General features: G+C 69.2%; 25 protein-coding genes and 2 tRNA genes. 10 read left to right on the top strand and 17 right to left on the bottom strand.

The window, feature by feature from the left end:
- Window positions 1-6: 6 nt before the first annotated feature.
- From asnB to LX16_RS14335, 3 genes are all read right to left on the bottom strand, one after another.
- Window positions 7-2,940 carry an asparagine synthase (glutamine-hydrolyzing) gene (gene asnB, locus LX16_RS14345; protein ID WP_147139054.1) on the bottom strand — a complete coding sequence of 978 codons (2,934 nt, stop codon included), beginning with the start codon at window positions 2,938-2,940 and terminating at the stop codon, window positions 7-9.
- Between the two features lie 177 nt (window positions 2,941-3,117).
- Window positions 3,118-3,450 (bottom strand): hypothetical protein, encoded by a 333-nt coding sequence (locus LX16_RS14340; protein WP_147139052.1) that lies wholly within the window; start codon window positions 3,448-3,450, stop codon window positions 3,118-3,120.
- Between the two features lie 88 nt (window positions 3,451-3,538).
- A complete protein-coding gene (locus tag LX16_RS14335) occupies window positions 3,539-4,006 on the bottom strand; it encodes a GNAT family N-acetyltransferase (protein WP_147139050.1) in 468 nt (155 codons plus the stop codon).
- An 81-nt stretch (window positions 4,007-4,087) separates the two neighbouring features.
- Here LX16_RS14335 and LX16_RS14330 point away from each other — a divergent pair, with 81 nt between their 5' ends.
- Entirely contained in the window at window positions 4,088-4,642 is a 555-nt protein-coding gene (locus tag LX16_RS14330; protein ID WP_147139048.1) for a hemerythrin domain-containing protein, read from the top strand.
- Window positions 4,643-4,670: 28 nt separating this feature from the next.
- On the opposite strand, the gene LX16_RS14325 is transcribed toward LX16_RS14330, so the two are convergent.
- Window positions 4,671-5,078 (bottom strand): MarR family winged helix-turn-helix transcriptional regulator, encoded by a 408-nt coding sequence (locus LX16_RS14325; protein ID WP_147139045.1) that lies wholly within the window; start codon window positions 5,076-5,078, stop codon window positions 4,671-4,673.
- 85 nt (window positions 5,079-5,163) lie between these two features.
- On the opposite strand from LX16_RS14325, the gene LX16_RS14320 reads away from it, so the two are divergent.
- From LX16_RS14320 to LX16_RS14300, 6 genes are all read left to right on the top strand, one after another.
- A complete protein-coding gene (locus LX16_RS14320) occupies window positions 5,164-6,651 on the top strand; it encodes an MFS transporter (protein WP_147139043.1) in 1,488 nt (495 codons plus the stop codon).
- Between the two features lie 155 nt (window positions 6,652-6,806).
- Window positions 6,807-7,655 carry a Scr1 family TA system antitoxin-like transcriptional regulator gene (locus LX16_RS14315; RefSeq protein ID WP_147139041.1) on the top strand — a complete coding sequence of 283 codons (849 nt, stop codon included), beginning with the start codon at window positions 6,807-6,809 and terminating at the stop codon, window positions 7,653-7,655.
- On the top strand, window positions 7,652-7,855 hold the full coding sequence (locus LX16_RS26640; RefSeq protein WP_158645602.1) for a DUF397 domain-containing protein: 204 nt from the start codon (window positions 7,652-7,654) through the stop codon (window positions 7,853-7,855). The genes LX16_RS14315 and LX16_RS26640 overlap by 4 nt, the downstream gene beginning before the upstream one ends.
- Window positions 7,852-8,052 carry a DUF397 domain-containing protein gene (locus tag LX16_RS26635; protein WP_158645601.1) on the top strand — a complete coding sequence of 67 codons (201 nt, stop codon included), beginning with the start codon at window positions 7,852-7,854 and terminating at the stop codon, window positions 8,050-8,052. The genes LX16_RS26640 and LX16_RS26635 overlap by 4 nt, the downstream gene beginning before the upstream one ends.
- Before the next feature lie 77 nt (window positions 8,053-8,129).
- The gene (locus tag LX16_RS14305) at window positions 8,130-8,630 is read left to right on the top strand and encodes a hypothetical protein (RefSeq protein ID WP_147139036.1); all 501 of its coding nucleotides are present in this window, start codon (window positions 8,130-8,132) and stop codon (window positions 8,628-8,630) included.
- Between the two features lie 45 nt (window positions 8,631-8,675).
- Window positions 8,676-9,215, top strand: a complete 540-nt coding sequence (locus tag LX16_RS14300; protein ID WP_147139034.1) for a GNAT family N-acetyltransferase — start codon at window positions 8,676-8,678, stop codon at window positions 9,213-9,215.
- A 37-nt stretch (window positions 9,216-9,252) separates the two neighbouring features.
- On the opposite strand, the gene LX16_RS14295 is transcribed toward LX16_RS14300, so the two are convergent.
- The 8 genes from LX16_RS14295 to LX16_RS14260 form a co-directional block, all read right to left on the bottom strand.
- Window positions 9,253-9,858 carry a hypothetical protein gene (locus LX16_RS14295; protein WP_147139032.1) on the bottom strand — a complete coding sequence of 202 codons (606 nt, stop codon included), beginning with the start codon at window positions 9,856-9,858 and terminating at the stop codon, window positions 9,253-9,255.
- Between the two features lie 175 nt (window positions 9,859-10,033).
- Entirely contained in the window at window positions 10,034-11,263 is a 1,230-nt protein-coding gene (locus LX16_RS14290) for a PP2C family protein-serine/threonine phosphatase (RefSeq protein WP_147139030.1), read from the bottom strand.
- Between the two features lie 287 nt (window positions 11,264-11,550).
- Window positions 11,551-11,871, bottom strand: coding sequence for a MerR family transcriptional regulator (locus LX16_RS14285; protein ID WP_147139028.1), 321 nt, complete (start codon window positions 11,869-11,871; stop codon window positions 11,551-11,553).
- Window positions 11,872-12,553: 682 nt separating this feature from the next.
- Complete coding sequence (locus tag LX16_RS14280) at window positions 12,554-12,739, bottom strand: hypothetical protein (RefSeq protein ID WP_147139026.1); 186 nt, start codon at window positions 12,737-12,739, stop codon at window positions 12,554-12,556.
- Between the two features lie 136 nt (window positions 12,740-12,875).
- On the bottom strand, window positions 12,876-13,805 hold the full coding sequence (locus LX16_RS14275) for a C40 family peptidase (RefSeq protein ID WP_147139025.1): 930 nt from the start codon (window positions 13,803-13,805) through the stop codon (window positions 12,876-12,878).
- Window positions 13,806-14,007: 202 nt separating this feature from the next.
- The gene (locus LX16_RS14270) at window positions 14,008-14,835 is read right to left on the bottom strand and encodes a phosphotransferase (RefSeq protein ID WP_211354511.1); all 828 of its coding nucleotides are present in this window, start codon (window positions 14,833-14,835) and stop codon (window positions 14,008-14,010) included.
- Between the two features lie 339 nt (window positions 14,836-15,174).
- Window positions 15,175-16,059 carry an alpha/beta hydrolase gene (locus tag LX16_RS14265; RefSeq protein WP_147139023.1) on the bottom strand — a complete coding sequence of 295 codons (885 nt, stop codon included), beginning with the start codon at window positions 16,057-16,059 and terminating at the stop codon, window positions 15,175-15,177.
- On the bottom strand, window positions 16,056-16,703 hold the full coding sequence (locus LX16_RS14260) for a GNAT family N-acetyltransferase (RefSeq protein ID WP_147139021.1): 648 nt from the start codon (window positions 16,701-16,703) through the stop codon (window positions 16,056-16,058). Before LX16_RS14260 ends, LX16_RS14265 begins: the two co-directional genes overlap by 4 nt.
- Window positions 16,704-16,839: 136 nt before the next feature.
- Here LX16_RS14260 and LX16_RS14255 point away from each other — a divergent pair, with 136 nt between their 5' ends.
- Window positions 16,840-17,877, top strand: a complete 1,038-nt coding sequence (locus LX16_RS14255) for a TetR/AcrR family transcriptional regulator C-terminal domain-containing protein (protein WP_147139019.1) — start codon at window positions 16,840-16,842, stop codon at window positions 17,875-17,877.
- A 146-nt stretch (window positions 17,878-18,023) separates the two neighbouring features.
- On the opposite strand, the gene LX16_RS14250 is transcribed toward LX16_RS14255, so the two are convergent.
- The 3 genes from LX16_RS14250 to LX16_RS14240 form a co-directional block, all read right to left on the bottom strand.
- Window positions 18,024-18,097 (bottom strand) — tRNA-Asp (locus LX16_RS14250).
- Window positions 18,098-18,148: 51 nt separating this feature from the next.
- Window positions 18,149-18,224: transfer RNA gene (locus tag LX16_RS14245), tRNA-Glu, on the bottom strand.
- A gap of 170 nt (window positions 18,225-18,394) precedes the next feature.
- The gene (locus tag LX16_RS14240; RefSeq protein ID WP_147140779.1) at window positions 18,395-19,258 is read right to left on the bottom strand and encodes an EamA family transporter; all 864 of its coding nucleotides are present in this window, start codon (window positions 19,256-19,258) and stop codon (window positions 18,395-18,397) included.
- A 114-nt stretch (window positions 19,259-19,372) separates the two neighbouring features.
- Here LX16_RS14240 and LX16_RS14235 point away from each other — a divergent pair, with 114 nt between their 5' ends.
- Together LX16_RS14235 and LX16_RS14230 are read left to right on the top strand one after the other, a co-directional pair.
- Window positions 19,373-20,242: a 3-hydroxyacyl-CoA dehydrogenase family protein gene (locus LX16_RS14235; RefSeq protein WP_147139017.1), complete on the top strand. Its 870-nt coding sequence runs from the start codon at window positions 19,373-19,375 to the stop codon at window positions 20,240-20,242.
- On the top strand, window positions 20,242-20,985 hold the full coding sequence (locus LX16_RS14230; RefSeq protein WP_147139015.1) for an enoyl-CoA hydratase/isomerase family protein: 744 nt from the start codon (window positions 20,242-20,244) through the stop codon (window positions 20,983-20,985). Before LX16_RS14235 ends, LX16_RS14230 begins: the two co-directional genes overlap by 1 nt.
- Before the next feature lie 160 nt (window positions 20,986-21,145).
- Here the strand turns inward: LX16_RS14230 and LX16_RS14225 are convergent, their stop codons facing one another.
- Window positions 21,146-22,144 (bottom strand): T3SS (YopN, CesT) and YbjN peptide-binding chaperone 1, encoded by a 999-nt coding sequence (locus LX16_RS14225; RefSeq protein WP_211354510.1) that lies wholly within the window; start codon window positions 22,142-22,144, stop codon window positions 21,146-21,148.
- A 76-nt stretch (window positions 22,145-22,220) separates the two neighbouring features.
- Complete coding sequence (locus LX16_RS14220) at window positions 22,221-23,252, bottom strand: mechanosensitive ion channel family protein (RefSeq protein ID WP_147139011.1); 1,032 nt, start codon at window positions 23,250-23,252, stop codon at window positions 22,221-22,223.
- Window positions 23,253-23,475 lie beyond the last annotated feature (223 nt).

Genomic DNA, 23,475 nt, shown 5'->3' with positions numbered 1-23,475 from the left:
TCGTGGTCATTCCTGCCCGGCGGTGCCGTCGCCGCCGGACGTGCGTGGTGATCCCGCGGCCTCCGCGCCCGCGCCGTTGACCCGTTCGGGCGGGTTCACCCGCGAGGCGTCCAGTTCCGCGACACCGGCGTCCCGGTATCGCCGGTTGGTGTCCACACCGGACGAGTCCTGTCGGTCCCGGTCGGCGGTGCTCGTGAGCGGGGCGCCGACCCCGGCGGGTACCTGTTCCGAGGTGAACCCGGTCGCCACCACCGCCAGCGGTGTCTGCTGTCGTCCCTGCCCGAGCGGGTTGTCGGCGAACGCCGCCGTCAACGCCGGTTCGGACAGGCCGGTGTCGTGGCCGAGGATGTTCCGTCCGATGTCGTTGGCGTCGATGACGACGGTCCCGCCGAACCTGGCGATCACGTCGTCGGGCAGTGTCGCCCGCAACGCCGCGGAGATGCGCCGGGCCACCCCGGAGGGGTCGGCGGGCGCGAGCTTGGCCGAGACGTTCGCCGGGTACGCCGAGTACTCGGTCGGTCCGTCGATCGCGCGGACCGACGGCCCCACGATGTCGTAGAACAGGCCGCGCCGCCCCATCGCCTTCCCGGCCGCCGACGCCACCGCCGCCACCAGGATCCGGCCGAGCCCGACCTCGTCGATCGCGAGTTGCATCGTGGTCGGGTCGCCCAGCCCGATCCCGTACGGCGTCTTCACCACGTGCCGGGCGAGCCGCCGCGCCCACCATCCGGGGTGGATCTCCCACGTGAAGTAGGACCGGCCCTGCGATATCGCCACGATCTTCTCGCTGACGAACAGGTACCAGCGTTGCGCCGTGGTCATGGGTGCCACGGCCGCGGCGTCGGCGGTGGGCAGGCCCGCGAAGAACCGCGCCACCCTGACCCCGGCGAGTCCCGTGACGCTGTCTCCCTTTCCGACCAGGTCGCAGCGCAGCGGGTAACGCACCCACCTTCCGTCGGCGGTGACCAGGTCCTTCCCCTCGTTGGGGGTGAAGTCGCTCTTGGGCGGCGCCTGAGGGTGCATGCCCGGTTGGGAGCCCTCGTCGGTGATGATGTTCTCGATGTCGTGGCGGATCGCGTTCGGGTCCTGGTCGATGAAGGTGCGCATCCACAGTTCCACGTTGAGCAGCCGCCAGAACGTCATGGTCTCGGCGCTGGCCCGGCCCGCCAGGTACGCGCGGAACGCCCGCACCACGGCCGCCTGGTCGAAGTAACGGCGCCTGCCGAACGACTCCGACGTGAAGATCTCGTGCAGCGAGTTCTTCATCCGCAGGAACCACGCCTCCTCGGGTGTGGTGAAGCCGATCTTGTTGCGGCGGCGGTTGATGACCGGTGGCAGCAGGGCACGGGTCGCGTCGCGCAGCGCGCGCTTGTTCCAGCCGCGCCTGATGATCATCGAGTCGTCGTGCCGCCACAGGTGGCGCAGCAGGTTGGCATCCAGGAACGGCACACGGCCCTCGACCGAGAACCGCATGGTGTTGCGGTCCTCGTAGCGCAGTAGCGACTGCAGGCTGTGCCGGAAGATGTCGTCCTGCAGGCGTGCCTTGAGGTCGTCGTCGATGACGTCGAACCGTTCGTCGTGGTGTCGCCGCGCGAACGCCCGGTTCAACAGGCCGGTCACCGGCACCCTGGAGCGGCGGTGCAGCCGGTCGGCTACGGAGAACCTGCCGAGCCGCCACAGCACGTCGAGCGACCCGGCGAGTTCGCGCAGCGCCCGGCCGCGTTGCCCGCGGCGCCACAACTGCCGCAGGTACACCAGGTGGTAGGGGACGTATCCGGCCATCATCTCGTCGGCGCCCTGTCCGTCGATCATGACGGTGACGTGCCGGGACGCCTCCCGCATGACGCAGTACTGCGCGTACGGGCCGGTGGAGATGACCGGTTCCTCCTGCGTGAGGATGAAGTCGCTCATGTCGGCGAGGAACCGGTCGGCGTGCGGGTTGACCTTGTGGACCCGCAGGTTGTGGCGGCAGCGCGCCGCCAGCGCGTCCACGTACCGTTCCTCGTCGTTGAGCTGGCCGGGGAACACCGCCGAGAATGTCTGTTGCCGGCTGCCGACCGCGGCGGCGTCCCGGTCGGCGTCGGTCAACAACTGGTTGGTGACGGCGACGACCGTGGAGGAGTCGAGGCCGCCGGACAGGGCGGTGCCGACGGGCACGTCGGCGACCAGGCGGCGGCGGATCGCGGTGCGCAGTTCGGCGTCGAACCGGCTGACGGTGCGCGCCTCGTACGGTTCCCGTTTCGAGGCGAGCGCCGCCAGGTCGGAGTAGAGCCGCGTGTAGGTGTCGCGCTGGACGACGCCGTCGGGTGTGATGACGGCGCGTTCTCCGGGCAGCAGCCGGGTGACGCCCCGGAAGAAGGTGCGCTCGGTGTCGTCGTGGACCCGGAACCGCAGGTACCGGTACACGGTGACGTCGTCGGGTTCACGTGGCACCAGGTGGGAGGCGAATATCGGCCGGAACTCGCTGCCGAACACGACGGTGCCGGTGCGGGGTTGCGCGATGTACAGCGGTTTGATGCCGAACTGGTCGCGCGCCAGTACGACCTTCCCCGACTCGGTGTCGGCGATGGCCAGCGCGAACATGCCGTTGAACTTGTCGAAGGCGAGGTCGTTCCAGTGCCGCCACGCGATGAGCACCACCTCGGTGTCGCTGTTGGTGGTGAACTCGTATCCGAGTGTGGTCAGTTCGTACCGCAGCTCCCGGAAGTTGTACACCTCGCCGTTGTAGACGATGGCGTACCGGCCGTCCGGACTCCACATCGGCTGGTCGCCGGTCTCCCGGTCGATGACCGCCAGTCGCCGGTGGGCCAGTCCGAAGTCCCTTCCGACGGCGTATCCCTCACCGTCCGGGCCGCGATGCACCATGGCGTCGGCCATGCGCCGCAGCATCGGCATCGCGTCCTCGTCGATGAAGCCGACATATCCCCCGATTCCGCACATTCCTTACGTCCCCCCTGGTTCTGGCCCCTATCCCGGTCAGTCCTCGATGTCCGTGGCGGTCCACGACGGGACCGCGGTGATGCTGAAGTCCAGCCGACACCATTCCGGGCCGCGACGCAGCCGATTGGCGGGATCCGTCGCCGTGCCGGGCGTCGAACCGCTCCAGGAGGCGGCCGTTCAACCGGCGGACACGCCGCGAACCAGCCACCACACCAGCCCGAACACGGCGGAGGCGCCGAGCAGTCGGAGAGTCGTCGCCAACACCGTCCCCAGCATGAGGACCGGCTCGTCGCCGGAGAACAATCCCGCGAACAGTCCGGCGAGGACCGGACCCAGCAGCGCGGCGACCGGCACCGCCACCAGGATCACGGCCACGGTGGCGACGGTGAAGCCGGGCAGGCCGGCCCGGTCGCGGGGCGAGGACCGTCGCGGGCCGTTACGGGGTTCACGAGGCCAGGCCGTGTGGAGCGGCCCGCCGCCTTCCGCGACGCGGTTCCCGTGCCGCGTCATCACTCCACCGCCTCGCCTCGGGTCCTCTCCCCCGTCGCATACCCGGCGGGGCCGCCGAGTATGCGCGAGCGGCGACGGAAGTCTTCCGCTATCCGGCGGGATCGATCGCGCGGCGCATCGCGAAGTTCTCCAGCCGCACCCCGCGTACCACCGGGTGGCGCCGCTCCGTGACGGTGAAACCGTGCCGCTCGAAGAACGGCCGGGCGGTGCGGCTGGCGTGGGTGGTCAACTCGGGCAGCCCGGTCGCCGTGGCGTGGGCGACGACCGCGGCCAGCAGCGCGGTCGCGACGCCGCTGCGGGCGTGGCCGGGATCGACGAACATCATGTCCACCAGGCCGTGGTCGTCGACGTCGGTGAATCCGGCGACCCGGCCGTCGACCTCGGCGACGAGGGTGTGGGTGGCGGCGCGGCGGCGGCCCCACTCGGTCTCGTCGGCGGCGGCCCACGCCCGGATCTGGTCGGGCGCGTAGTCGGCTGCGGCGGTCACCGTCACCGCCCGGCGGAACACGGCGAGGGTGGCGGCGGCGTCGGTGTCACGGTAACGGCGGATCGGCATCCGGGCAGCGTAGCGGGCACGGCGGTGTCGGGATGCTCCTGAGTGGGTAGGCGTGATGGGGATCCACGAACAGGAGGAGACATGACGGGCCACAACCTGATCGACGTCATCACCAAGGACCACCGCGAGGTCGAGGCGGTGTTCACCGAGCTGGAGGGCCGGCTGGGCACGCCCGAACACCGGCGTGACCTCGCCGATCACGTGATCGCGGAGTTGGTCCGGCACTCGGTGGCGGAGGAGATGTACATGTATCCGGCCGTGCGGGAACACGTGCCGGGCGGCGGTGAGATCGCCGACCACGAGATCGAGGAGCACGCCGAGGCGGAGCGGATCATGAAGCGGCTGGAGGACATTCCGGCGACCGACCCGGGCTTCGAGACGACGCTCAACGAACTGACGGGGGCGATCCGGCACCACGTCGAGGAGGAGGAGTCCGACCTGCTGCCGAAACTGGCGGCGGCGTGCAGCCGTGAACAGTTGGAGGAGTTGGGCGAGAAGGTGATCCGGGCTAAGAAGATCGCGCCGACCCGGCCGCACCCGAGCGCGCCGGACACACCTCCGGCGAACATGTTGTTGGCGCCCGGAGCGGGGCTCATCGACCGGTTGCGGGACAAGCTGTCGGGGCGCGACGTGTGATCTCCAGGGATGGCCGGGTGGCGTCCCGTCACCCGGCCGTCGCGGTGTCCGCCAGGTGGGTGGGGAGGCGTTCGGCGAGGACCCGCCGGTGGGTGGTGCGGGCGTCGGCGTGGCGGGCGCGACCGGCGTCGGTCAGCCGCACGAAGAGCGCCCGGCGGTCGTCGGGGCACATGGCCCGTTCGAGCAGGCCGTCCGATTCCAGGCGCGCGACGGTACGGGACAGGGCGCTCTGACTCAGGTACATCGTGCCGCCGAGATCCTGCATGCGGCATTTCCCGGTGTCGACGTCGGCGAGCCTGTCCAAGACCTCGAACTCGCTGAGGCCCATGCCGTGCGACTCCTGAAGTGCCCGGTCGAGGGCGCAGGACACGTCGCTGTGGCATTCGAGGACACCACGCCAACGGGCCACGAGTTCACCGTGGGTGGGTGACGTCATGGACCGAGCATAACATGCACACGAATTAAATGCGTCACAATAATATGCATAGACAACTGATGCACGCGCATGTAATCTCGCCCGAGTGATCCCACCATCCACCTCGACCACATCCGCGCACACACCCACCGACGGACCCTGGCCCCTGCGACTCTGGGGCGTCCTGGCGGTGCTGTGCCTCGTCGTCTTCCTCGACGGCCTGGACGTCTCCATGGTCGGCGTCGCCCTGCCCTCCATCGGCACCGATCTGAACCTCTCCACCACCGCACTGCAATGGGTCGTCAACGGCTACGTCCTCGGCTTCGGCGGACTCCTCCTACTCGGCGGCCGCACCGCCGACCTACTCGGCCGCCGCAAGGTGTTCCTCGCCGCGCTCGCCGTCTTCGCCGTCGCGTCACTCCTCGGCGGACTCGTCGACGACGGGCCGCTGATGATCGCCACCCGGCTCGTCAAGGGTGTCGCCGCCGCCTTCACCGCGCCCACCGCGATGTCCATCATCACCACGACCTTCCCCGAAGGCCACGCCCGCAACAAGGCGCTGTCGATCTTCGCGGTGTTCGGGGCCTCCGGATACTCGTCCGGCCTCATCTTCGGAGGACTGCTCACCGGCCTCGGCTGGCGTTGGACCTTCCTCATGCCGGTACCGCTCGCGATCATCGCGCTGATCGTCGGCTGGCGCCTGGTACCGAAGGACCGGCCCGCCGCCACCGGCGGATACGACCTCGTCGGCGCGGCGACACTCACCGGCGGCATGCTGCTGGCCGTCTACACCGTCGTCACGGCACCCGAGAACGGCTGGACACACCCGCTCACCGTGGGATCGTTCCTGGTCGCCGCCGCGTTGCTGGCGGCCTTCGTCGCCGCCGAACGCCGCGTGGCCCACCCGCTGGTCCGGTTGGGCCTCCTGCGGATCGGCACCATCGTGCGCGCCAACCTCGCCATCATGGCACTGTTCGGCACCTACCTGAGCTTCCAGTTCCTCATGACCATCTATCTCCAGTCGGTCCTGCACTGGCCGCCGCTCGTCATGGCGCTGGCGCTCGCCCCGGCGGGCATCATCGTGGCCGTCGGTTCCCCGTTCGTCGGGAAACTCATCGACCGGGTCGGCAGTACTCCGCTGATCGTCGGGGCGCTCGTCTCGCTCACCTCCGGGTACCTGCTTTTCCTGGCGGTGGGCGGTTCACCCGAACCCGACTACCTCACCGAGATGCTGCCCAGCGTGCTCCTGCTGGGCGTGGGCTTCATGCTGGGCTTCTCCTCGATCATGTCGCAGGCGACCAGCGGCGTCTCCGACGACGAACAGGGACTCGCCAGCGGGCTCGTCCAGACCTCCGGCCAGATCGGCGGCGCGGTGGTCCTCGCCGTCGTCACCGCGCTCGTCACCTCCGGCCGGCACACGGCGGACGCGTTGGAAGGCGGCGGAATCGGGCAGTTCCGTCCGGGACTCATCCTGTTGGTGATCGTCGGCGCCGCCGGTGTCGCGATCGCCGCGAGCGGCCTGCGACGCCGCCGGGCCACACCGGCCGAGGCGACACCGGAACCCGCGCGCGTCCTGGAGACCGCCTCCCGGTGACCGTACGGGGGCGGCCCCGGCACGAACACCGTGCCGGGGCCGCGGCACCCACGATCGGAAACCGGGACCGGAAATCCAGACCGGCGGAGACTTCCGCCTCCACAAGCGACCCGAGCACGACCGGCCGACGTCCACCGCCGTTAAGATTCCGGTGCATGACCGGTAACTCACGATCACCGAGCACCCCGGCCGTGGAGCTGGGCCTACAGCTCAAGACGGAACGGGAACGATCCCGCCCCGGCCTGCCGCGAGGCTACTCCAAGGCCGAGATACCGAGGAACATCATCAGCGGCCGCACCCTGCTCGACATCGAACAGGGCCGCAAACGCACGGTCAGACGCGGACTCGTACGGGACATCTGCGCCTTCTACCAGACCGACGCGGTCCTGATCGAGAACCTCGTCACGCTCGCCGACGCGACCTATATGGACGACTGGACCGACGCGTACTCCGGAGCCGTCGACAGAGACGGTTGGCTGTACCAGCAACGCGAAGACCGGGCCGCCCGCCTGAAGTTCCACGACTCCAACTTCATCCCGTCACTGATCCAGCCGGAGTCCTACATAGAGATGATCCGGCGAACGACCCGGGTCAACTTCGACCAACCCGCGATCGATTGGCATCACGCATCCCGATTCCGCATCGACCGCCAGGAACGCTGGCTGCGATCGCAACGTCCGATGACGTGCCTCATCGGAGAGATGGCATTCGCCGTGGACCTCGGCGAAGCCGCTTCCAAGGACCTACGCAACCGGATGCTGCAATCGGCCGCGCTTCCGTTCACCGACATTCGCGTCGTACCGTTTCACGCGGGCCGATACGACCTCATGGGGTGGGAACTGAATCTATTGGAATTCACCAATGGGGACGAACCGTTGATCCAGATCAAATCCGCGCGGGGCAGCGGCTTCCTACCGGTGAGGAGTCATCGCGCGACCTTCTTCATGCAGGCGTTCAGCGATGCTTGGGACATGTCCATTCCAGTGGAAGAATTCCTGTCATGACGAAAGCAATCGGCCCGTGGCGCAAGTCGAGTCGCAGTGGCGGAAACCAGAGCAACGGCTGTGTGGAAGCCCGTCTCCACGGCACGCACCCGCAACTGTCCGACAGCCGCCACGCCGGCACCCGCCCAATCCTCGACCTCGACCCCACCGACTACCACGCTCTACTCACGACGGTCCAGAGGACGGGGGACGGGACGTGACACGGATACCGAATCCGCCGTGGCGCAAGTCGAGTCGCAGTGGTGGGAACGCATCCAACGGGTGTGTGGAAGCGCGCCTCCACGGCACGCACCCGCAACTGTCCGACAGCCGCCACGCCGGCACCCGCCCAATCCTCGACCTCGACCCCACCGACTACCACGCTCTACTTACGACGGTCTGCACCGGCCTGGCCTGACAGCCGGTCCACGTTGGGAACGGTGTGGCGGCGGAAATTCAATGGCCTCGCCCCGGTGAGAACGGCACCGTTGCGGTATGGACACCCTGTTCGGCGACCGACGTGGTTTCAGTGCGGAGATCGGTGAAGGCGATCAGCTGCGCCGAGTAGACCTGTGGGCGGCCGGAATCCGGCTCACCTGCGACGACAACACCGTCTACGTCCCACAGTTCCGACGTTCCGTGGCCGACACCGCCGACCGGCTGCGTTCCGGGAGCGGGCTTCCGCGTCCGTTCCCCGGGCAGGACCCGGCGGGGAACCACCGACGGCTGGTCCGCATGGCGGCTCACGACGACGGATCCGCGCTGTACCAACGATTCGCCACCATGCACTGGGGACCGACGACCGACAATGTGACCGCGCTACTGTTCCGGGACGGCGATCACGTGACGCTGACCTTCGGGTTCTGGCGCGCACACCATCTGCGCGCCCACCCCGAGCACGACGGCGCGGTGTTCGTCGTGGAGATCGCCGCCGCCGCACTGATCGGTGTCCTCGACGGCCTCACCGCGGCGCTGGAATCCGGTCGACCCGAATGAGTCCCGCCCCGCCGGGGCGGCCTGAGCCGGATCTACGATCCTCACATGAGTGACCGGAACCCGGCGGCCGAGGCGCTGCGGACGGCCCGGCTGTCGCTACGGCGTCCGGCCGAAGCCGACATCAACGCCATCTTCGAGATCCATCATGATCCCGAGACCTGCCTGCACAACCCCTCCGACGCGCTCGCCCGGCCCGACGAGGCCCGGGAGCTGTATCGACGCTGGAACGAGCAGTGGCAGCGACACGGATACGGGTACTGGGTCGCCCGGCGCCTCGACTCCGATCGACAGTTGGGCTTCTGCGGGATGAAGCCCATGGAACTTCAGGGCATGAAGGTCCTCAACCTCTTCTACCGCTTCGCCACCTCGGCCTGGGGCCAAGGCTACGCCGGCGAAGCGGCCACCGCGGTGGTCGCCTGGGCATCCCGCCATGTTCCCGACCTGCCGCTGATCGCCCGCGTCCGGCCGGCCAACATCGCCTCCCAACGCGTGGCGGTCCGCGCCGGCCTGACTCGGGCGGAGCACCTCGACTGCGACGGATACGACGGCCACGACTGGATCTACATCGCGGAACCGGCGAACTGAACCGCCTCCCGGTGCGGGAAGCCGGACCGATACGGGGCTAGCTCGGCATACTGAGGTTCTCGACCAGGGTGGTGAACTCCTCGATGTCCATCCCACCCTGGCTGCTGCGGATGACCAGCGTCGGATAGTCCGGGTTCACCGGCAGGTCGAAGGTGACGATGGCGACCGGTTCCTCGTACTCGGTCGTCGTATTGGTGTACTCGGTGTAGATCTGCGTGAACACGTCGGCGGGTCCGGCGTACGTGTCGACCCGTGTGAGCCCCAACGGTTCCGGCACGTCTCTAACGGTGCGATACGTTCCGTGGTCGCCGTTGATGATCTGCTGCGACGGATCGGGGTCACAATGCCGGGACACCGCCTCCACGACCAGACCCGCGCCGTCGAAGCCGTATCCGATCCGTTCACAGCCGTCCCAGTCCGGTCCGGCCGCGATCGAGTCGATCCCGACACCCTCCGGAACCTCCAACACGAAGGCCACGTCATCGTCCCGGACCGTGATGTCGACCGTCTCCGGAGAACCGGCCGCACCGAGGAACCCCGAACCCGGGAACCCCAGGGCGGTCAGCCCCACGAACAGCAGGACGACCACCGGCACGGCGACTCCGAGGCCGACGGCCAGGCGTGTGAATCGCCTACTCGACATGGAAGGACCTCGAATCTCACGTGCCGGATCCGCCGGGGGGCGGAACGGCGGGGACACCGGCCATCACCGGTGCCCGAGATTGTAGGAACGCCGCGCCATCCCGGCGGGGGCCTGTCGTCACGGGAAGCGGCGTTGTACCGAGGTGATCGACCACGCGCCGCCTACTAGACGGCCGTCAGCGGCGGCCTTCGGAGGCGCGGCCGGTGTCGGCGCCGGTCTCGGCGTCGCGTCGCTCGGTGCGGTGGCCACCGTGCCAGTCCAGGCACATCGCGGTCACGTCGTCCTGGAGTCTCCCACCGGACGCCTCCAACACCGCCGTGGTCAAAGCGAGCGCCGTCTCCCGGGGATGGAGGTGCCGGGTGTCCCTCAACAGCGCAACCAGGTCCACGGTGGCCGCGTCGCGCTCCAACATCCCGTCGGTGACCATGACCAGCCGGTCACCGGGCCGCAACGTGAACTCCTGCACCCGGAACGGCCTTCTCGCCGCCATCGGCAGACCGAACGGCGGATCCACCTCGAAACTCAGCTCCCGGATCGTCGCGTCCCGCATCAACAACGGAAGGGGGTGCCCGGCCACCACCAACTCACCCCGGCCGGATTCCAGATCGATCCGCGCCAGCAGTCCGGTGGCGTGGCTTTCGAGGTGGTTACGCAACGCCATGTCGGCCTGCCTGGCCTGTTCGCCGACGCCGGCCCCCATCTGGCGGGCACCGCGCAGCGCCGCGACCAACACCGTGGCGCTTAGCGCCGCCTGCAGGTCGTGGCCCATCGGGTCGGTGATCGACATGTAGAGGGCGTCACGGTCCACCGTGTAGTCGAAGGAGTCCCCGCTGATCTCCTCCGAGGGTTCCAGATTCCCGCACAGCGCGAACTGCGCGGCCTCACACGACAGCGCCGACGGCAGCAACTGGTACTGGATCAGCGCCGACAGCGAGGGCGGGCCGGGATACCGGCCCCAGGTGTACAGGTCGGTGAAGCGCCGGTTCGCGATCACGACGTAGGCCAGGACGTGGGCGGCCTCGGCGATCGTCGCCATCACCTCATCCCCGCGTCCGGGCGGCAGTTCCACCTCCAGTACCCCGATGACGTCCCCACGGTTGGTGACCGGGGCGATCACCCGGTTCCGGTCGCCGGTGGACTCGTGCAACGGCTGCTGGGTCCGGATCACCTGCTCGAACCCGGTGTCGGCCATCCGGATCCGTTCCACCTCGCGGTACCCGCCGTTCGGCGTCTGCGCCGACAGCCTGGCCGCCACCCGGCCGGTCAGGTCCACGAGAAGGAAGGACACGTCGACGGCCTCGAACCGTTCCCGCAACCGCCTCGCGATCACTGCCACCGCCTGCGCGGGAGCGGCCGACTCGGCGGCCGCCAACAGTCCGGACAGGTCGTCGTTAACGCTGGTCAAGGTCCCCACCCCCGCGTCATGTATACCGCGCGGGGTACGGAAACCGGTGGCACCGAGCGGTCATGGCGCGACGAGGGGTACGGGACACGCGGCGTCGTGGGCTCCACGTCCGGTTCGGCCGTCTCGGGCGTCACGACCGCAGCGACGGCGGGACCCGACGGTCCGGTGTGTGCCGGGACCGTCGGGGCGGCGACCACGGCACCGCGGGTCCGCTCCCGCGTCATCGTGCCGAAGGCGGGCGCCACCACCGGCGGCTACGTACGGGGATCACACGGTCGGCGGGGTGGTCAACCGGTGTGCTCGTCGTTGACGCGTCGCGCCTCGGCGAGTTGGTCTTCAAGGGTGATGATCCGGCAGGCCGACTCCAGCGGTGTGCCCTGGTCGATGAGTTCGCGGGCACGGGTGGCCAGCCGCAGCTGGACCCTGGAGTAGCGGCGATGCCCGCCCCCGGAACGTTGTGGGGCGATCAGGCCGGCGGCGTCCAGGCTGCGTAGGAACGCCTGGGTGACGCCCAGCATCTCGGCGGCGCGCCCCATGGAGTACGCCGGGTAGTCGTCGTCGTCGAACTTGTCATCCGGCTCGGCCGGACCCTGGGCTTGTCGTTCCATTCAGCCTTCCACGAAGAAGGGCCCCGACGAGATCTCGCCGGGGCCCGCTGTCGTTAAACACCATCTGTCGGCCTTACGGCCGTTGTCGTCTGGCGCGCCGAGCCGAGAACCGGCGATTGCGCGCGATCGCGTGTTGCGGGACCGTGGACCACCTTCCAATCCGTGGAACTGCAGTATCCGTGCGGCGAATCCTCGCGCGTCACGGGCGATCAGCGATGGCGTCGTAACTCCTTCCAATAACGGGTCGAACATCCGGCACCGTCGGTACCGTCGTGCGGTCTATCGGGTCCGGCCCCTGTGGGCCGTCGGCAGCACCGTCCGTCGGAACCCCGTGTCTTCCGGTCCCGGCGCGCCCGGTCTGCCGTGTTTCCCTCGGGTGACTAGTCTCTGACACCCCTCATAGACTTCTTCTCTCTTCGACGGGAGATAGCCTAACACCCGAAGAAGAGAATGTCTACTGCCGTGGCGATAGATTTTCTGGCGCCGGTGATGCACCGTCATGATCCGCGAGTATCGGGGAGCCCCACGACTCGCCGCAAGGCTGTGACGGCGGAGAGCGATCGCGCGGGGTGGCGGCACGGTGGGCCTTCCGGGAGAGGCCGCCCGCCGTCCCCCTTCTTCGGCCGGTCACGACGGTGCCGGCCGCCGTTGCGAACGGCGACCGGCACACGTCATCCGGTGATCAGCACTCGTACCAACCGCTGTAGTCGACACTGCAGTCGGAGCGGACGTACCGGATGCGGTAGAAGCACTGGCCGCCCTCGTTCTTGTACTGCCTGGTCGAGCTGGGAGTGCAGGCCGCGGCGGCGGACTCGGCGGCGACGAGCCGCTGGAGGACACGGTCGGCGAGGCTGGTGATCATGCGCATTGTCGTTCTCCCTGTGGTGTGGCGGTCAACCTTTCGCCTGGATTCCTACCGGCCCGCCACACGGATCCCCCATGAGTCCACCACGACCACCTCCGGACGCCGGTTCGCCGGACGCCCCCGGACCGCCGGGGATCCGTCACCAGCCGGGGATCCGGGCCGCTCCGTAGTAGGAACCGGCGGCGCTCTCGATCGTCTCGATCGCGACGTTGTAGTAGTTGACGGCGGCCTGCACCACGCGTCCATCCCCTATGTACAGTGCGACGTGGGTGAGGTCGTTGAAGAACACCAGGTCCCCCGGTTGGAGCTGGTCACGGGCGATGGGTTGCAGTTGGTTCCATTGCGCCGCCGCGTTGTGCGGCAGCGAGACGCCCACCTGTGCCCACGCCCCCATCGTCAGGCCGGAGCAGTCCCAGCCGTCGGGTCCCGAGGCGGCCCACACGTACGTCTCGCCGACCTGCTCGAGCGCGAACCTGACGACCTTCCCCCGATCGCCGGGGACGTAGGGCGGCACCCAGCCGTCGGCGCTGCCGCGATGGTCGCGGTACGCCTCCTCACGTACGTCCTGCAACCGGTCGAGTTCGTCCTCGATGGTGGTCTTCTTCGCGACGAGCTCCTCCTCCTGCGCGGACTGGTCGGTGTACAGCGCGTCCAACACCGCCTTCTGCTCGAACAGGTCCGCCGCGGCGTCCTTCAGCTCCTGAATTGCCGCGTTCTCGGAGACCACGACGGTGTTCATCATGGTCAGCCGGTCGACGAGCTGATCCGGCGTCCCCGATGTCAGCAGCGCCGCGGAGTTCGACATCTTGCCGTTCATGTAGACGTTGGCGGCGTAGGAACCCACACGTTCACCGAGCGCCGCCAACTCCTCCTCGTACGGTTCGAGTTCGGCCTCCAGTTCGGCGATCTGCGCGTTCGTGTCCTCGAGGTCCTCGCGCACCTTGTTGTAGTCCTCGATGATGCCTTCGAGCTCGTGGAACTGGGCCTCGATCTCGGCTTCGGTCTCGTCGACCGGGTCGGCGCGCACCGGTGAGGCACCCAACGCCACCGCCATGACCGTCGCGGTCACCGCGCTCACCCATCGAGACAGCCGCCTTGCTGTGGACCTCGTCCGTCGCGACACCGGGACTCCCAAGCTCTGCACATGCGTGAATCTACTAACCGAGTTCGTAGATTAGTGCACCACTCACAGCGGCCGCCGCCGCTGGTCACGTCACCGTCCGTCGCCCACCGCCTCCAGCGCCGAGGCGGCCCGGCCACCGCATCGGAGATCAGCCGGGGTGGCCCGCCCTCAGCAGCCGGAGGTACTCCCGTCCGACCCGTCTCCCGTTCGGGAACCGGTCGCCGCGCTCCCAGCGCCACGCGGCGATCATCGCGAGGACGAGCTGTCGACAGTCGTCCAACAGCGCGTGGTCGATGTTCGGGTAGTGGCGGCAGACCTCCTCGGGAGCGTGGGCGAGGTCGAACTCGACCGGTCCACGGCAGCACGTCTCGAGGTCGATGAACAACGGGCCGTCCGCCGTGCTCAGCACGTTTCCCGGATGCGGCTCACCGTGCAGCAACTGCTCCACGGCACCTCGCCCCTCGACGGCCCGCCGTAGGTCGGCCAGCCTGCCGGCGAGGAACGACCGGTCGGCGTCGGCGAGCTCCGGTGAACGATCCGGGTCGGCGACGACCTCCTCCGCCTCGGTGACCCGGTCCATGAAACCCGGGGTCGGCGCGTAGACCTCGCGCATTCCGGCGTGCAGCCGTTCCAGCGCCCCGGCGTAGTCGGCCGGCGAGACCTTCATCGCCGTCGGCGCGTAATAGGTCCACAACGTCACGGCGAAGCCGTCACGCGCGTACACCCGCGGATCCACTCGAGGCGCCGGGGCGCCCACCGGGCATCCGGCCTCGGTGAGCCGCCGGGCGAGATCGACTTCGCGCCGCGCGACCCCGTACCCCGCGAGGGCGACCCGGGCGAGGACGTCACACGGCGTCAGTCGCAACGCCAAGCGGTTCGAGTCGTGGAGGACGGTCGCGTCGTCGGCTCGGAGACCGAGCGCCGCCGCCGTCGACGTCGCGGCCGCGATCGCGCGCGGGATGTCGGACATCTCCATGGTGGGCTCCTCGACGCCGCCTGACTGCTTCGAGTCATGTTCCACCGTCTCGACGCCCATGGAAACCGATTTGTCCTCGCACACCGTTCGACGCCGGGGCGCAATGACGTACATCACCACGACCGGAACCGCGCGGTGGTGGAGGGGAAACGAAGAACCGGCTTCGCGGATCTACGCGAGGCCGGTTCCGAACCGATACTCCGGCGGTCCTGACGGGACTCGGCCTTCGCTCGTGCCACATCGCCCGGAATGAGGGCGGTCGCCTCACGCTGACGAACTCACCCGCTCCGGCTTGAGATCATGCGCCCCGATACGACTACGGCCGGATCATGGAACCGGTCATCGCCGGGGCGGCGCCGTCATGACACGTCGTGCGAGGTCGCTCAGGATCTCGACCACCTCGGGCCGGTGGAAGGGGCCGACATGGGGTGCGGCTACCGAGTGGACCTCGGTCGGGTTGTCGGGTGTGAGGCGGTCGGCCTCGGAGATGAACCTGTCCTGCAACGCCGGGGGGATCAACCGGTCATCGGTGAAGCGCACATAGGTGCGGGGTACCCGACCCCACCGTTGCGCTTCGACTCGGGTCTCGGCCATGGGGATGGTGACCGGTTCGTCGGGCTGGAACAGGTTGAGGATTCGGGTCAGCTCCTCGTCGGTGAAGCCGTCCGCCAGGCATTCCCGAATGCCGTCCAGCAGTCCGGGGTCGCCCGTGCGCCAGTTGATTCGAGCCACGCCGAGCTCGGCCGGGTCACCGGCGATCGCCGCGGTGACCTTGTCGACCAGGCTGCCGGCGTTCTCGGGGGTGTCGATGTAGGCCGCCATGCTCGGCAGGTCGACGCAGCAGTACGCGGCCACGTAGACGATGTGGTCGAGCAGCTCGGGTACGGCATTTCCCACTCGGCTGAGGGTGACGCCGCCCTGGCTGGCGCCGATGAGGATCACCGGCCCGTTGCGGTGGGCGCGACGTACGACGTCCTCCACACTTTCGGCGTAGTCGTCCAGGGTGTGGGCGGCGAGTGGGGAGGGCTCCTTGGCCAGTGCCGCGAGGTCTTGTGGCGCTTGGTAGGAGCGGGGGAAGAACCCGTCGATCCCGTGGCCGGGCAGGTCGACGGCGACGGTGCGAAACCCGCGCAACGTCAGTTCCTGGGTGAGTCCGACCCAGCTGAACGACGAGACGTGGGTGCCGTGGACGAACACGAGGGTGGGTGCGGCGTTGGTGGTCATCGGGAAGCTCCTTGAACGGTCGGGGTCTGATCGGTGGGGCGAGGGCCGGCGTCGACGGCCGCGGGGCGCCACATCGGTTGGAGCGGTGGGGCGTCCGCGATCCGCACCGGGTGGCCCAGGTCGGCGAAGCCGTGTCTGAGGTAGAGGGCGCGGCTGCGCGGGGAGCCGGCTTCGAGATAGGTGCCGATGCCGTCGCGATCGGCGCGCTGCAGCCGGTGGCGCAGCAACGCTGTTCCGATGCCGTGGCCCCGCCGATCGGAGACGACGCCCATGACGGCCAGGTAGAGGTGCGGTTCGCCGACGGGATGCCGGGCGGCGAGGGCCTCACCGACCGCACGCAACCGGGCGAGGCGCTCATCCCGGACCGCCGCACCGGCCTGGCCGTCGTGGAGGCGCTCTCCGGCTTGAAGGGGCAGCCAGATAGCGGCGCCCTCACGGTCACCCGCCACGTGACACTCGGCACCGGAGCGGTCGAGCAGTGACCGGTGGAACCCGGTTCGGAGCGCGGCTCGGTCGGCGGTCTCGGGGAAGAGCCATTCGGCCAGCGGGTCGGTGTCGAACGCGGAGGCGAGGACGTGGAGGACCGTTTCATGTCCCGACCGGTCCACGTCACGGACGCGCGCGTACGGCGTATTCAATTCCATGCGTACATCGTATTTACTTCACATGGCCGTCGTACAGGGCTGAAACACGACACGTGACCTAGTACGGCGTTGAGTGACCTAGTACGATCGAAGTGACACACACCCTCGAAGGTCCACGTCACGTTCGGAGGTCCACATGGCGTCGCCGACCCAGCGGGAACCGCCGTATCGGCAGATCGCCGCCGAGATCCGCGCGGGCATCACCGCCGGCGATCTGCGTCCGGGCGACCGGGTGCCGTCGGTGCGGCAGATCGCCCGGCGCTGGAACGTCGCCGTCGCCACGGCGAACCGGGTGATGGCGTCACTTCGCGACGAAGGGCTGGTCGTCACCCGGGTCGGCGCGGGAACGGTCGTCGCCGAACACGTGGAGCGCAGAGCGGCACCGCGCGTGGTGGACGTCGACGCGTTCCGGCGCGAAGCACGACCGGCACGGCGGCGCGGTCTACCGCCTCCACCGCTCACCGCAGTGCGGATCCGGCGCACCGCGGTCACCATCGCCGACCGGGAGGGACTGGACTCCGTCACCATGCGCCGACTCGCGGCCGAGCTCGGTGTCAGCCCCATGTCGCTCTACCGGCACGTGGCGACCAAGGAGGAACTGGTGCTCCAGATGGTCGGGGAGATCGTCGCCCCCGACGATCTCCCCGAACCCGGGCCCGACGGATGGCGCGCCAAGCTCGAACTGGTGGCACGCCGCCAATGGGAGCTGTACCGACGGCACCTGTGGGCGGCGCGCGCGATCTCCTTCACCCGGCCGCTGCTGGTGCCCGGCCTCGCCGCCTACACCGAGTGGACTTTGCGGGTGCTCGACGACCTGGGGCTGCCTCGGCGGACCTGCGTCCAGGAGGCGATGGCACTTCACACCCTCGTCAACTCGGCCGCCCTGTCGGTCGCGGACGAGGTCGAGGCCGAACAGGAGAGTGGTGTGAGTCTCGAGCGGTGGCGAAGGGCGGAACGGGAGCGAATGGCCGAACTCCTCGACGGCGACCGTTTCCCCCACCTACGCGCGGCGGCACGGGAGAGCGCCTTCAGCGACCTGGACCAGCAGTTCGAGTACGCACTGGCTCGTCACCTCGACGGTTTCGCCGTCCTCCTCGGCAACGCTCCGGGGGCGGCGCGGCACACCGGCTCCGGGGCTCACCGTTCCCGGAAACCGCACGACGCCCGAGGCTGACACCGGCCGGCTCCGACTCTCGACCCGCACACGACCACGGATACGGCGTTCGGGCTTTCGCCGGCACGGTCGGCGATCACAGATGCGGGAAACGAAGAACCGGCTTCGCGGATCTACGCGAGGCCGGTTCTGAACTGGTGTTTCGGCGGTCCTGACGGGACTTGAACCCGCGGCCTCCGCCTTGACAGGGCGGCGAGCACTCCAACTGCTCCACAGGACCTTGCTATTCGGTTGTCTCGGACTCGCTCGCAAGAGCTTACCCGATCTTACCTGGTACCCCCAACGGGATTCGAACCCGTGCTACCGCCTTGAAAGGGCGGCGTCCTAGGCCACTAGACGATGGGGGCGCTTGGCCATCATGCCATACGGCCCGGGTGGGTCGCTCGGCAGTTAACCTCGCCTGCCACCGTCTGCGCGCCGTCGGAGGCTTGGAAAGCATACGTGACGCGTTTCGATACGCCGAGACGGGGGGTCGGCCACCGCGGACACCGCGCCGGGAGACGGGCGCCCCGGCGGCTCAACCCCTGGCCGCGGCCAGGGCGACCACGCCCAGCAGCACCACCGCCGCGCCGGTGATGCGTCGTCCCGCCTGCGGTTCCCGCAACAACAGCCACGCGAACACACTGCCGATGACGATGCTGAGTTCCCGGGCCGGCGCGACGAGACTCACCGGCGCGTACCGGTAAGCGAACAGGACCAGGATGTAGGCGGCGGGCGCGATGGTCGCCACCACGAGGACCGCCGTCCGGTGCCGGCGCCACACCCGGCGGATCTCGTCGCGACGACGCAGCGCGTAGGGGGCGAGCATGAGACCGCGCCCGAGGTTGTTACCCCAGTCGAACAGGATCGGCGAGATGGCCAACGGCCCGACCGCCCAGGCGTCCCAGACGGTGTACGAGGCGATCAGCACACCGGTGACCAGCCCGTATCCGACGCCCGCCGTCAACCGGGTCCCGCTGGAGCGGCCCAGGCCGATGATGAGGATGCCCAGGACGACCCCGGCCGCGCCGAGAATCCCGATCAGGCCGGGCCTCTCCCCGAACACGACTATGGCGAAGGTCACCGACAGCGCCGGGCCGGTTCCGCGCGCCAACGGATAGACCACCGACATGTCACCACGCTGGTAACCGCGTTGCAGGACCACCGAGTAGGCCAGGTGCAGCACCGCCGTCACCAGCATCGCCGCCGGCAGCATCCACGACCACTGTGGAGGACTCAGGACGACCGCGATCAGCATGACCGGCAGGTAGATCACCGCCGACGCCACACTGTTCAGCCACACGAAGACGGGACCGCCGTCGGCCGCGCGTTTGGCGTACAGGTTCCAGACGGCGTGGCACACGGCGGCGGCCGCCACGAACAGGAGGGCGAGGGGGTCCACGACGGGCCACACTAGGCTGTCGTTCACCCGGCGGCAACCTGCCGGCCCACCCCACACCGGTACGGTGAGCCACGGCAGGGCACCGCCGCTCAACGACGAGAAGGGTACGCGCACATGCCGGATTCGCCGCAGGACTTCACCGTGATCGGCGCGGGCACGATGGGAGCCGGCATCGGTTACGTCGCCGCCTCCGCCGGGTACCGCGTCACGATCGTCGAGGTCGACGCCGACCGGGCCACCGCCGCGCTCGACCGGATCGCCCGGTGGGCGGACCAGGCGGAGGACCGCGGCCGCGCCGAACCCGGTACCGCGTCGGCGGTGCGCGACCGGCTCCACACCGTCGCCGACGTCGCCGACTCCCCGGAGGGCGCCGAGGTGATCGTGGAGGCGGTGCCGGAACGGGCCGACCTCAAGCGCGCCGTCCTTGCGGCGGCGGAGGCACGCGGCCCCCGCCTGCTGGCCAGCAACACCTCCAGCATCGCCATCACCTCACTGGCGGAGCCGTTGCACCACCCGGACCGGTTCTGCGGGCTGCACTTCTTCAACCCGGTGTACGCGATGTCGCTGTTGGAGATCGTCGTCACCGACGCCACGACCGACGCCACCCGCGACCACGCCCTGGCGATAGCCGCGAGGCTGGGCAAGGAACCGATCGTGGTGCGGGACTCCCCCGGGTTCGCCACGTCCCGGTTGGGCAACGCGTTGAGCCTGGAGGCGGTCCGGATGGTGGAGTCGGGGGTGGCGTCGGCGGCCGACATCGACAAGGCGATGGCACTGGGATACCGGCATCCGATGGGGCCGTTGGAGTTGACCGACGTGGTGGGCCTCGACGTGCGGCTCGACATCGCCCGGACCCTCCAGGCGGCCTACGGGGACCGGTTCGCGCCGCCGCGACTGCTGGTCGAGATGGTCGAGTCGGGCCGGCTCGGCAAGAAGTCCGGCGAGGGCTTCTACCTCTGGCGCGACGGCCGGAAGGTGGCGTGATGGAGTTCCGGACCCTGCGGGTGGAACGGCGTCCCGACCGCACCGTCGTGCGACTCGACCGCCCGGAGAAACGCAACGCCATCGACCAGGCCATGGTGGACGAACTGCACGCCGTGTGCGAGACCCTGGAACGCGATCCCGCCCCGATGCTGTTGACCGGCGGCGACGACGGCGTCTTCGCCGCCGGTGCCGACATCGCGCAACTCCGGGAACGCACCTCCGCCGACGCGCTGCGCGGCATCAACTCCGGACTGTTCGCGCGCATCCGGGCGCTGCCGCTGCCCACGGTCGCCGCCGTCGACGGTCCCGCGCTGGGCGGTGGCGCGGAGCTGGCCTACGGATGTGACATCCGGGTGTGCAGCTCCCGCAGCTTCTTCGGCCAGCCCGAGGCACGACTCGGCATCCTGGCCGGGGCGGGCGCCACCTGGCGGCTGCCCGCGCTGGTGGGCGAGAGCCTGGCGAAGGAACTGCTGTTCACCGGTCGGCGGCTGCCCGCCGAGGAGGCGCTACGGGCCGGCCTGGTGAGCGCCGTCGTGGAACCCGGCGAACTGCTGTCCCACGCGCACGGGCTGATCGACGACATCGTCAAGGCGTCGCCGACCGCGCTGCGGCTCACGAAGCTCGCCGTCGACGCACCGGCGGGGGCGCACCCGCACGTCGAACTCGCCGCCCAGGCGTTGCTGTTCGACTCCCGGGACAAACGGGACCGCATGACCGCGTTCCTCGAACGCCGCGACCGCTGACCCCCACCCTTCTGCGCCTTGGGTGGGCACAGGCCCGCCTTGGGTGGGCACAGGCCCGCCTTGGGTGGGCACAGGCCCGGTGAAATTCGGACATACAGCATCATTCGAGGCATGTCGATGGGCCCCAGACCACCCAAGGCGGCAGAAGCTGGGCGGCGACTCAGAGATACATGCCCATCGGAGGGGTGTCCTCCTCGGTGACACGCTGGACGGTCTGCGCGTCGAAGAACCGGCGGCCCCCGAACTTCTTCTGCAACCTGTCGTCCAGGTCGTCCGCCAACCTCGTCATCGACTGCACCGCCAACATCAGGTGCGACGGCTGGAAGTCCCTGCCGTACACCGGCACCGAGGCCCAGATCGTGGACTCCGAATAGTACAGACGCCCGATCGGCAACCGGCGGGTCAACTCCGACAACTCGTGATACAACCGCTCGTTCGTGCCCACATCGGTCAGCAACGGCGAGTACACGTCCACGATGGCCGGACGCTCGGTCGGTTTGATGAACACCATCGCCGAACCCGCACGCAGACTGATCTCCCCGGTGTCGTCCACCGCCAGGTGCTCGACCGTGGTGTGTTCCATCGCCGCCACGACCGTCCGCACCACCTCACCCAACGCCCCCGACTTCGGCGGCGTCAGGTCCTCCGACAACTCCTCCGACTCGTCGGCGGGCGCCACCGGCCGCGCGGGCGTCAACACCAGATCCGCCGATCCGCCCTCCCCGGACGGTTGGTAGTCGTACGTCAGGAACGCCGGATGCGGCGCCCCGAACACGTCCCGCATCGTCCGGGCCACCACCGTCGCCAACTCCTGCGGATCCACCGGGTCGCTGTGCAACCCGAACCGCTGCCCCGCACCCTCCAACACCCCCGGCGGCTGCCAACCCAGCGCCACGAGCTGCCCCACCGCCGCCCGGCCCAGCCGCGCGGCACTGGGCAGCGTCGCGTTCGACGTCGCGTCCGCCCGCACCTGCCCCTCCGCCGGAACCGTCAGGGACACGTCGTACACGGCGTTCCCGGTACCCGACGCCGTCGGATCCAGGATGAGCGCCAGATCCGACCCCACCGGCATACGCGGCAGCGCCGACGCCAGCGCGTTGGTGAAGTCGCGCCACGCGGCGGCGACCTTGGCGGTCAGATCGGGTGCGTTGTCATCCACACCGGCGACATTACTCACCGGACCGTCGCGGTGTGCACAGGCGGTCCGGCCGCCCGCCCCGACGTCACGCCCCGCCTCACACCTCCGGCGCCGCACCCGGCTCCACACGCAACCGTGGAACACAGTCGGGATGGTTCTCCGCGATCCACCCCACCATGCGTTCCCTTATCTCACAACGCAACTCCCACCACGCGTCGGCGTTCGCGGCGGTGGCGGTCGCCCGGATCCGCAGATACGGGCCCGTGGCGTCGGTCACCACCAGACCCTGCTCGGCACCGTCCCAATGCGGCGACGCCGCCACGATCCGCGTCAACTCACGCCGCGCCTCGATCACCGGCAGACGCCAGTCCACATCGAACTCCACCACCGACACCAGGTCCTGCGACCGCCCCGTCCAGTTCGCGTAAGGCGTCGTCGTGAAATGGGACGTCGGCAGGATCAGCCGCCGCCTGTCCCAGATCCGCACGACCACATAGGTCAGCGCCAGCTCCTCGACCCTCCCCCACTCCTTCTCCGCCACCACGATGTCCCCCAACCGCAGCGAATCACCGAACGCCAGTTGAAGCCCCGCGAAGACGTCCTTGAGAAGCGACTGCGCCGCCAGACCCGCCACCACACCCGCCAGACCCGCCGACGCCAACACACCCGCACCGAACGTCCGGAACGCCGGGAACGTCAACAGACCCGCCCCCACCGCGATCACCCAGATCGCCGCACTCGCCACCCGGTACACGATCACCGCCTGCGTCCGGCGCCGCCGCCGGTCCAGGTCGTGCGCCGCCACCCCGGCCACACCCTCCTCGGCATCCGACCGGATCACCCGCAGCAGTCGCGTCACCAGCCACGCCGACGCCGCCAGGATCGCCAACACCAGCCAGTGACCGACACCGTCGTGCCACTCCCTCGGCCCCGTGACCTGAAGACTGATCCGCGCCGCCACCAACCCCGCCGTCAACTGCGCCGGCCGATGCACCAGACCCAGCACCGTATCCAGCCAACGCACCCGCCGCGCCAACGGCCGCAACGCGAAACGCACCAGACTCACCACGACGACACCGCCGACCGCGGCGATCACCATGACGCCCACCGGACCTATGCCGAACACCATGGGCCTCAAGTGTAAGCCGCGTCTCCACCCGCCGTCCGAGACGAGCGACGGCACGTCCGAACGGACCACGCAGGAGTCCTGGAACCCTTCCGAACGCGACGTGCTCCGAGACACCCCGGCTGCCACCCCGTGAGCCCACACCCGACACCACCACGACGTGGAACACCCACACCCCACCGGCCGGTACGGTGATACCAAGGCCGACACGCAGCGAAAGGTGCCG

It is taken from the genome of Stackebrandtia albiflava (genome assembly GCF_007994225.1).
GTDB lineage: Bacteria > Actinomycetota > Actinomycetes > Mycobacteriales > Micromonosporaceae > Stackebrandtia > Stackebrandtia albiflava.
Note: the sequence above shows the minus strand (reverse complement) of the source record. Positions and strands in the feature narration are given on the sequence as shown.

Coding starts and splice junctions, on each gene's coding strand:
- LX16_RS14255 (WP_147139019.1), top strand. CDS start 16,840: ATGGCGTCGCCGACCCAGCGGGAACCGCCGTATCGGCAGATCGCCGCC.
- LX16_RS14315 (WP_147139041.1), top strand. CDS start 6,807: ATGACCGGTAACTCACGATCACCGAGCACCCCGGCCGTGGAGCTGGGC.
- LX16_RS14285 (WP_147139028.1), bottom strand. CDS start 11,871: ATGGAACGACAAGCCCAGGGTCCGGCCGAGCCGGATGACAAGTTCGAC.
- LX16_RS26640 (WP_158645602.1), top strand. CDS start 7,652: ATGACGAAAGCAATCGGCCCGTGGCGCAAGTCGAGTCGCAGTGGCGGA.
- LX16_RS14335 (WP_147139050.1), bottom strand. CDS start 4,006: ATGCCGATCCGCCGTTACCGTGACACCGACGCCGCCGCCACCCTCGCC.
- LX16_RS14260 (WP_147139021.1), bottom strand. CDS start 16,703: ATGGAATTGAATACGCCGTACGCGCGCGTCCGTGACGTGGACCGGTCG.
- LX16_RS14325 (WP_147139045.1), bottom strand. CDS start 5,078: ATGACGTCACCCACCCACGGTGAACTCGTGGCCCGTTGGCGTGGTGTC.
- LX16_RS14265 (WP_147139023.1), bottom strand. CDS start 16,059: ATGACCACCAACGCCGCACCCACCCTCGTGTTCGTCCACGGCACCCAC.
- LX16_RS14235 (WP_147139017.1), top strand. CDS start 19,373: ATGCCGGATTCGCCGCAGGACTTCACCGTGATCGGCGCGGGCACGATG.
- LX16_RS14230 (WP_147139015.1), top strand. CDS start 20,242: ATGGAGTTCCGGACCCTGCGGGTGGAACGGCGTCCCGACCGCACCGTC.
- LX16_RS14340 (WP_147139052.1), bottom strand. CDS start 3,450: ATGACGCGGCACGGGAACCGCGTCGCGGAAGGCGGCGGGCCGCTCCAC.
- LX16_RS14270 (WP_211354511.1), bottom strand. CDS start 14,835: ATGGAGATGTCCGACATCCCGCGCGCGATCGCGGCCGCGACGTCGACG.
- LX16_RS14305 (WP_147139036.1), top strand. CDS start 8,130: ATGGACACCCTGTTCGGCGACCGACGTGGTTTCAGTGCGGAGATCGGT.
- LX16_RS14330 (WP_147139048.1), top strand. CDS start 4,088: ATGACGGGCCACAACCTGATCGACGTCATCACCAAGGACCACCGCGAG.
- LX16_RS14280 (WP_147139026.1), bottom strand. CDS start 12,739: ATGCGCATGATCACCAGCCTCGCCGACCGTGTCCTCCAGCGGCTCGTC.
- LX16_RS14300 (WP_147139034.1), top strand. CDS start 8,676: ATGAGTGACCGGAACCCGGCGGCCGAGGCGCTGCGGACGGCCCGGCTG.
- asnB (WP_147139054.1), bottom strand. CDS start 2,940: ATGTGCGGAATCGGGGGATATGTCGGCTTCATCGACGAGGACGCGATG.
- LX16_RS14295 (WP_147139032.1), bottom strand. CDS start 9,858: ATGTCGAGTAGGCGATTCACACGCCTGGCCGTCGGCCTCGGAGTCGCC.
- LX16_RS14220 (WP_147139011.1), bottom strand. CDS start 23,252: ATGGTGTTCGGCATAGGTCCGGTGGGCGTCATGGTGATCGCCGCGGTC.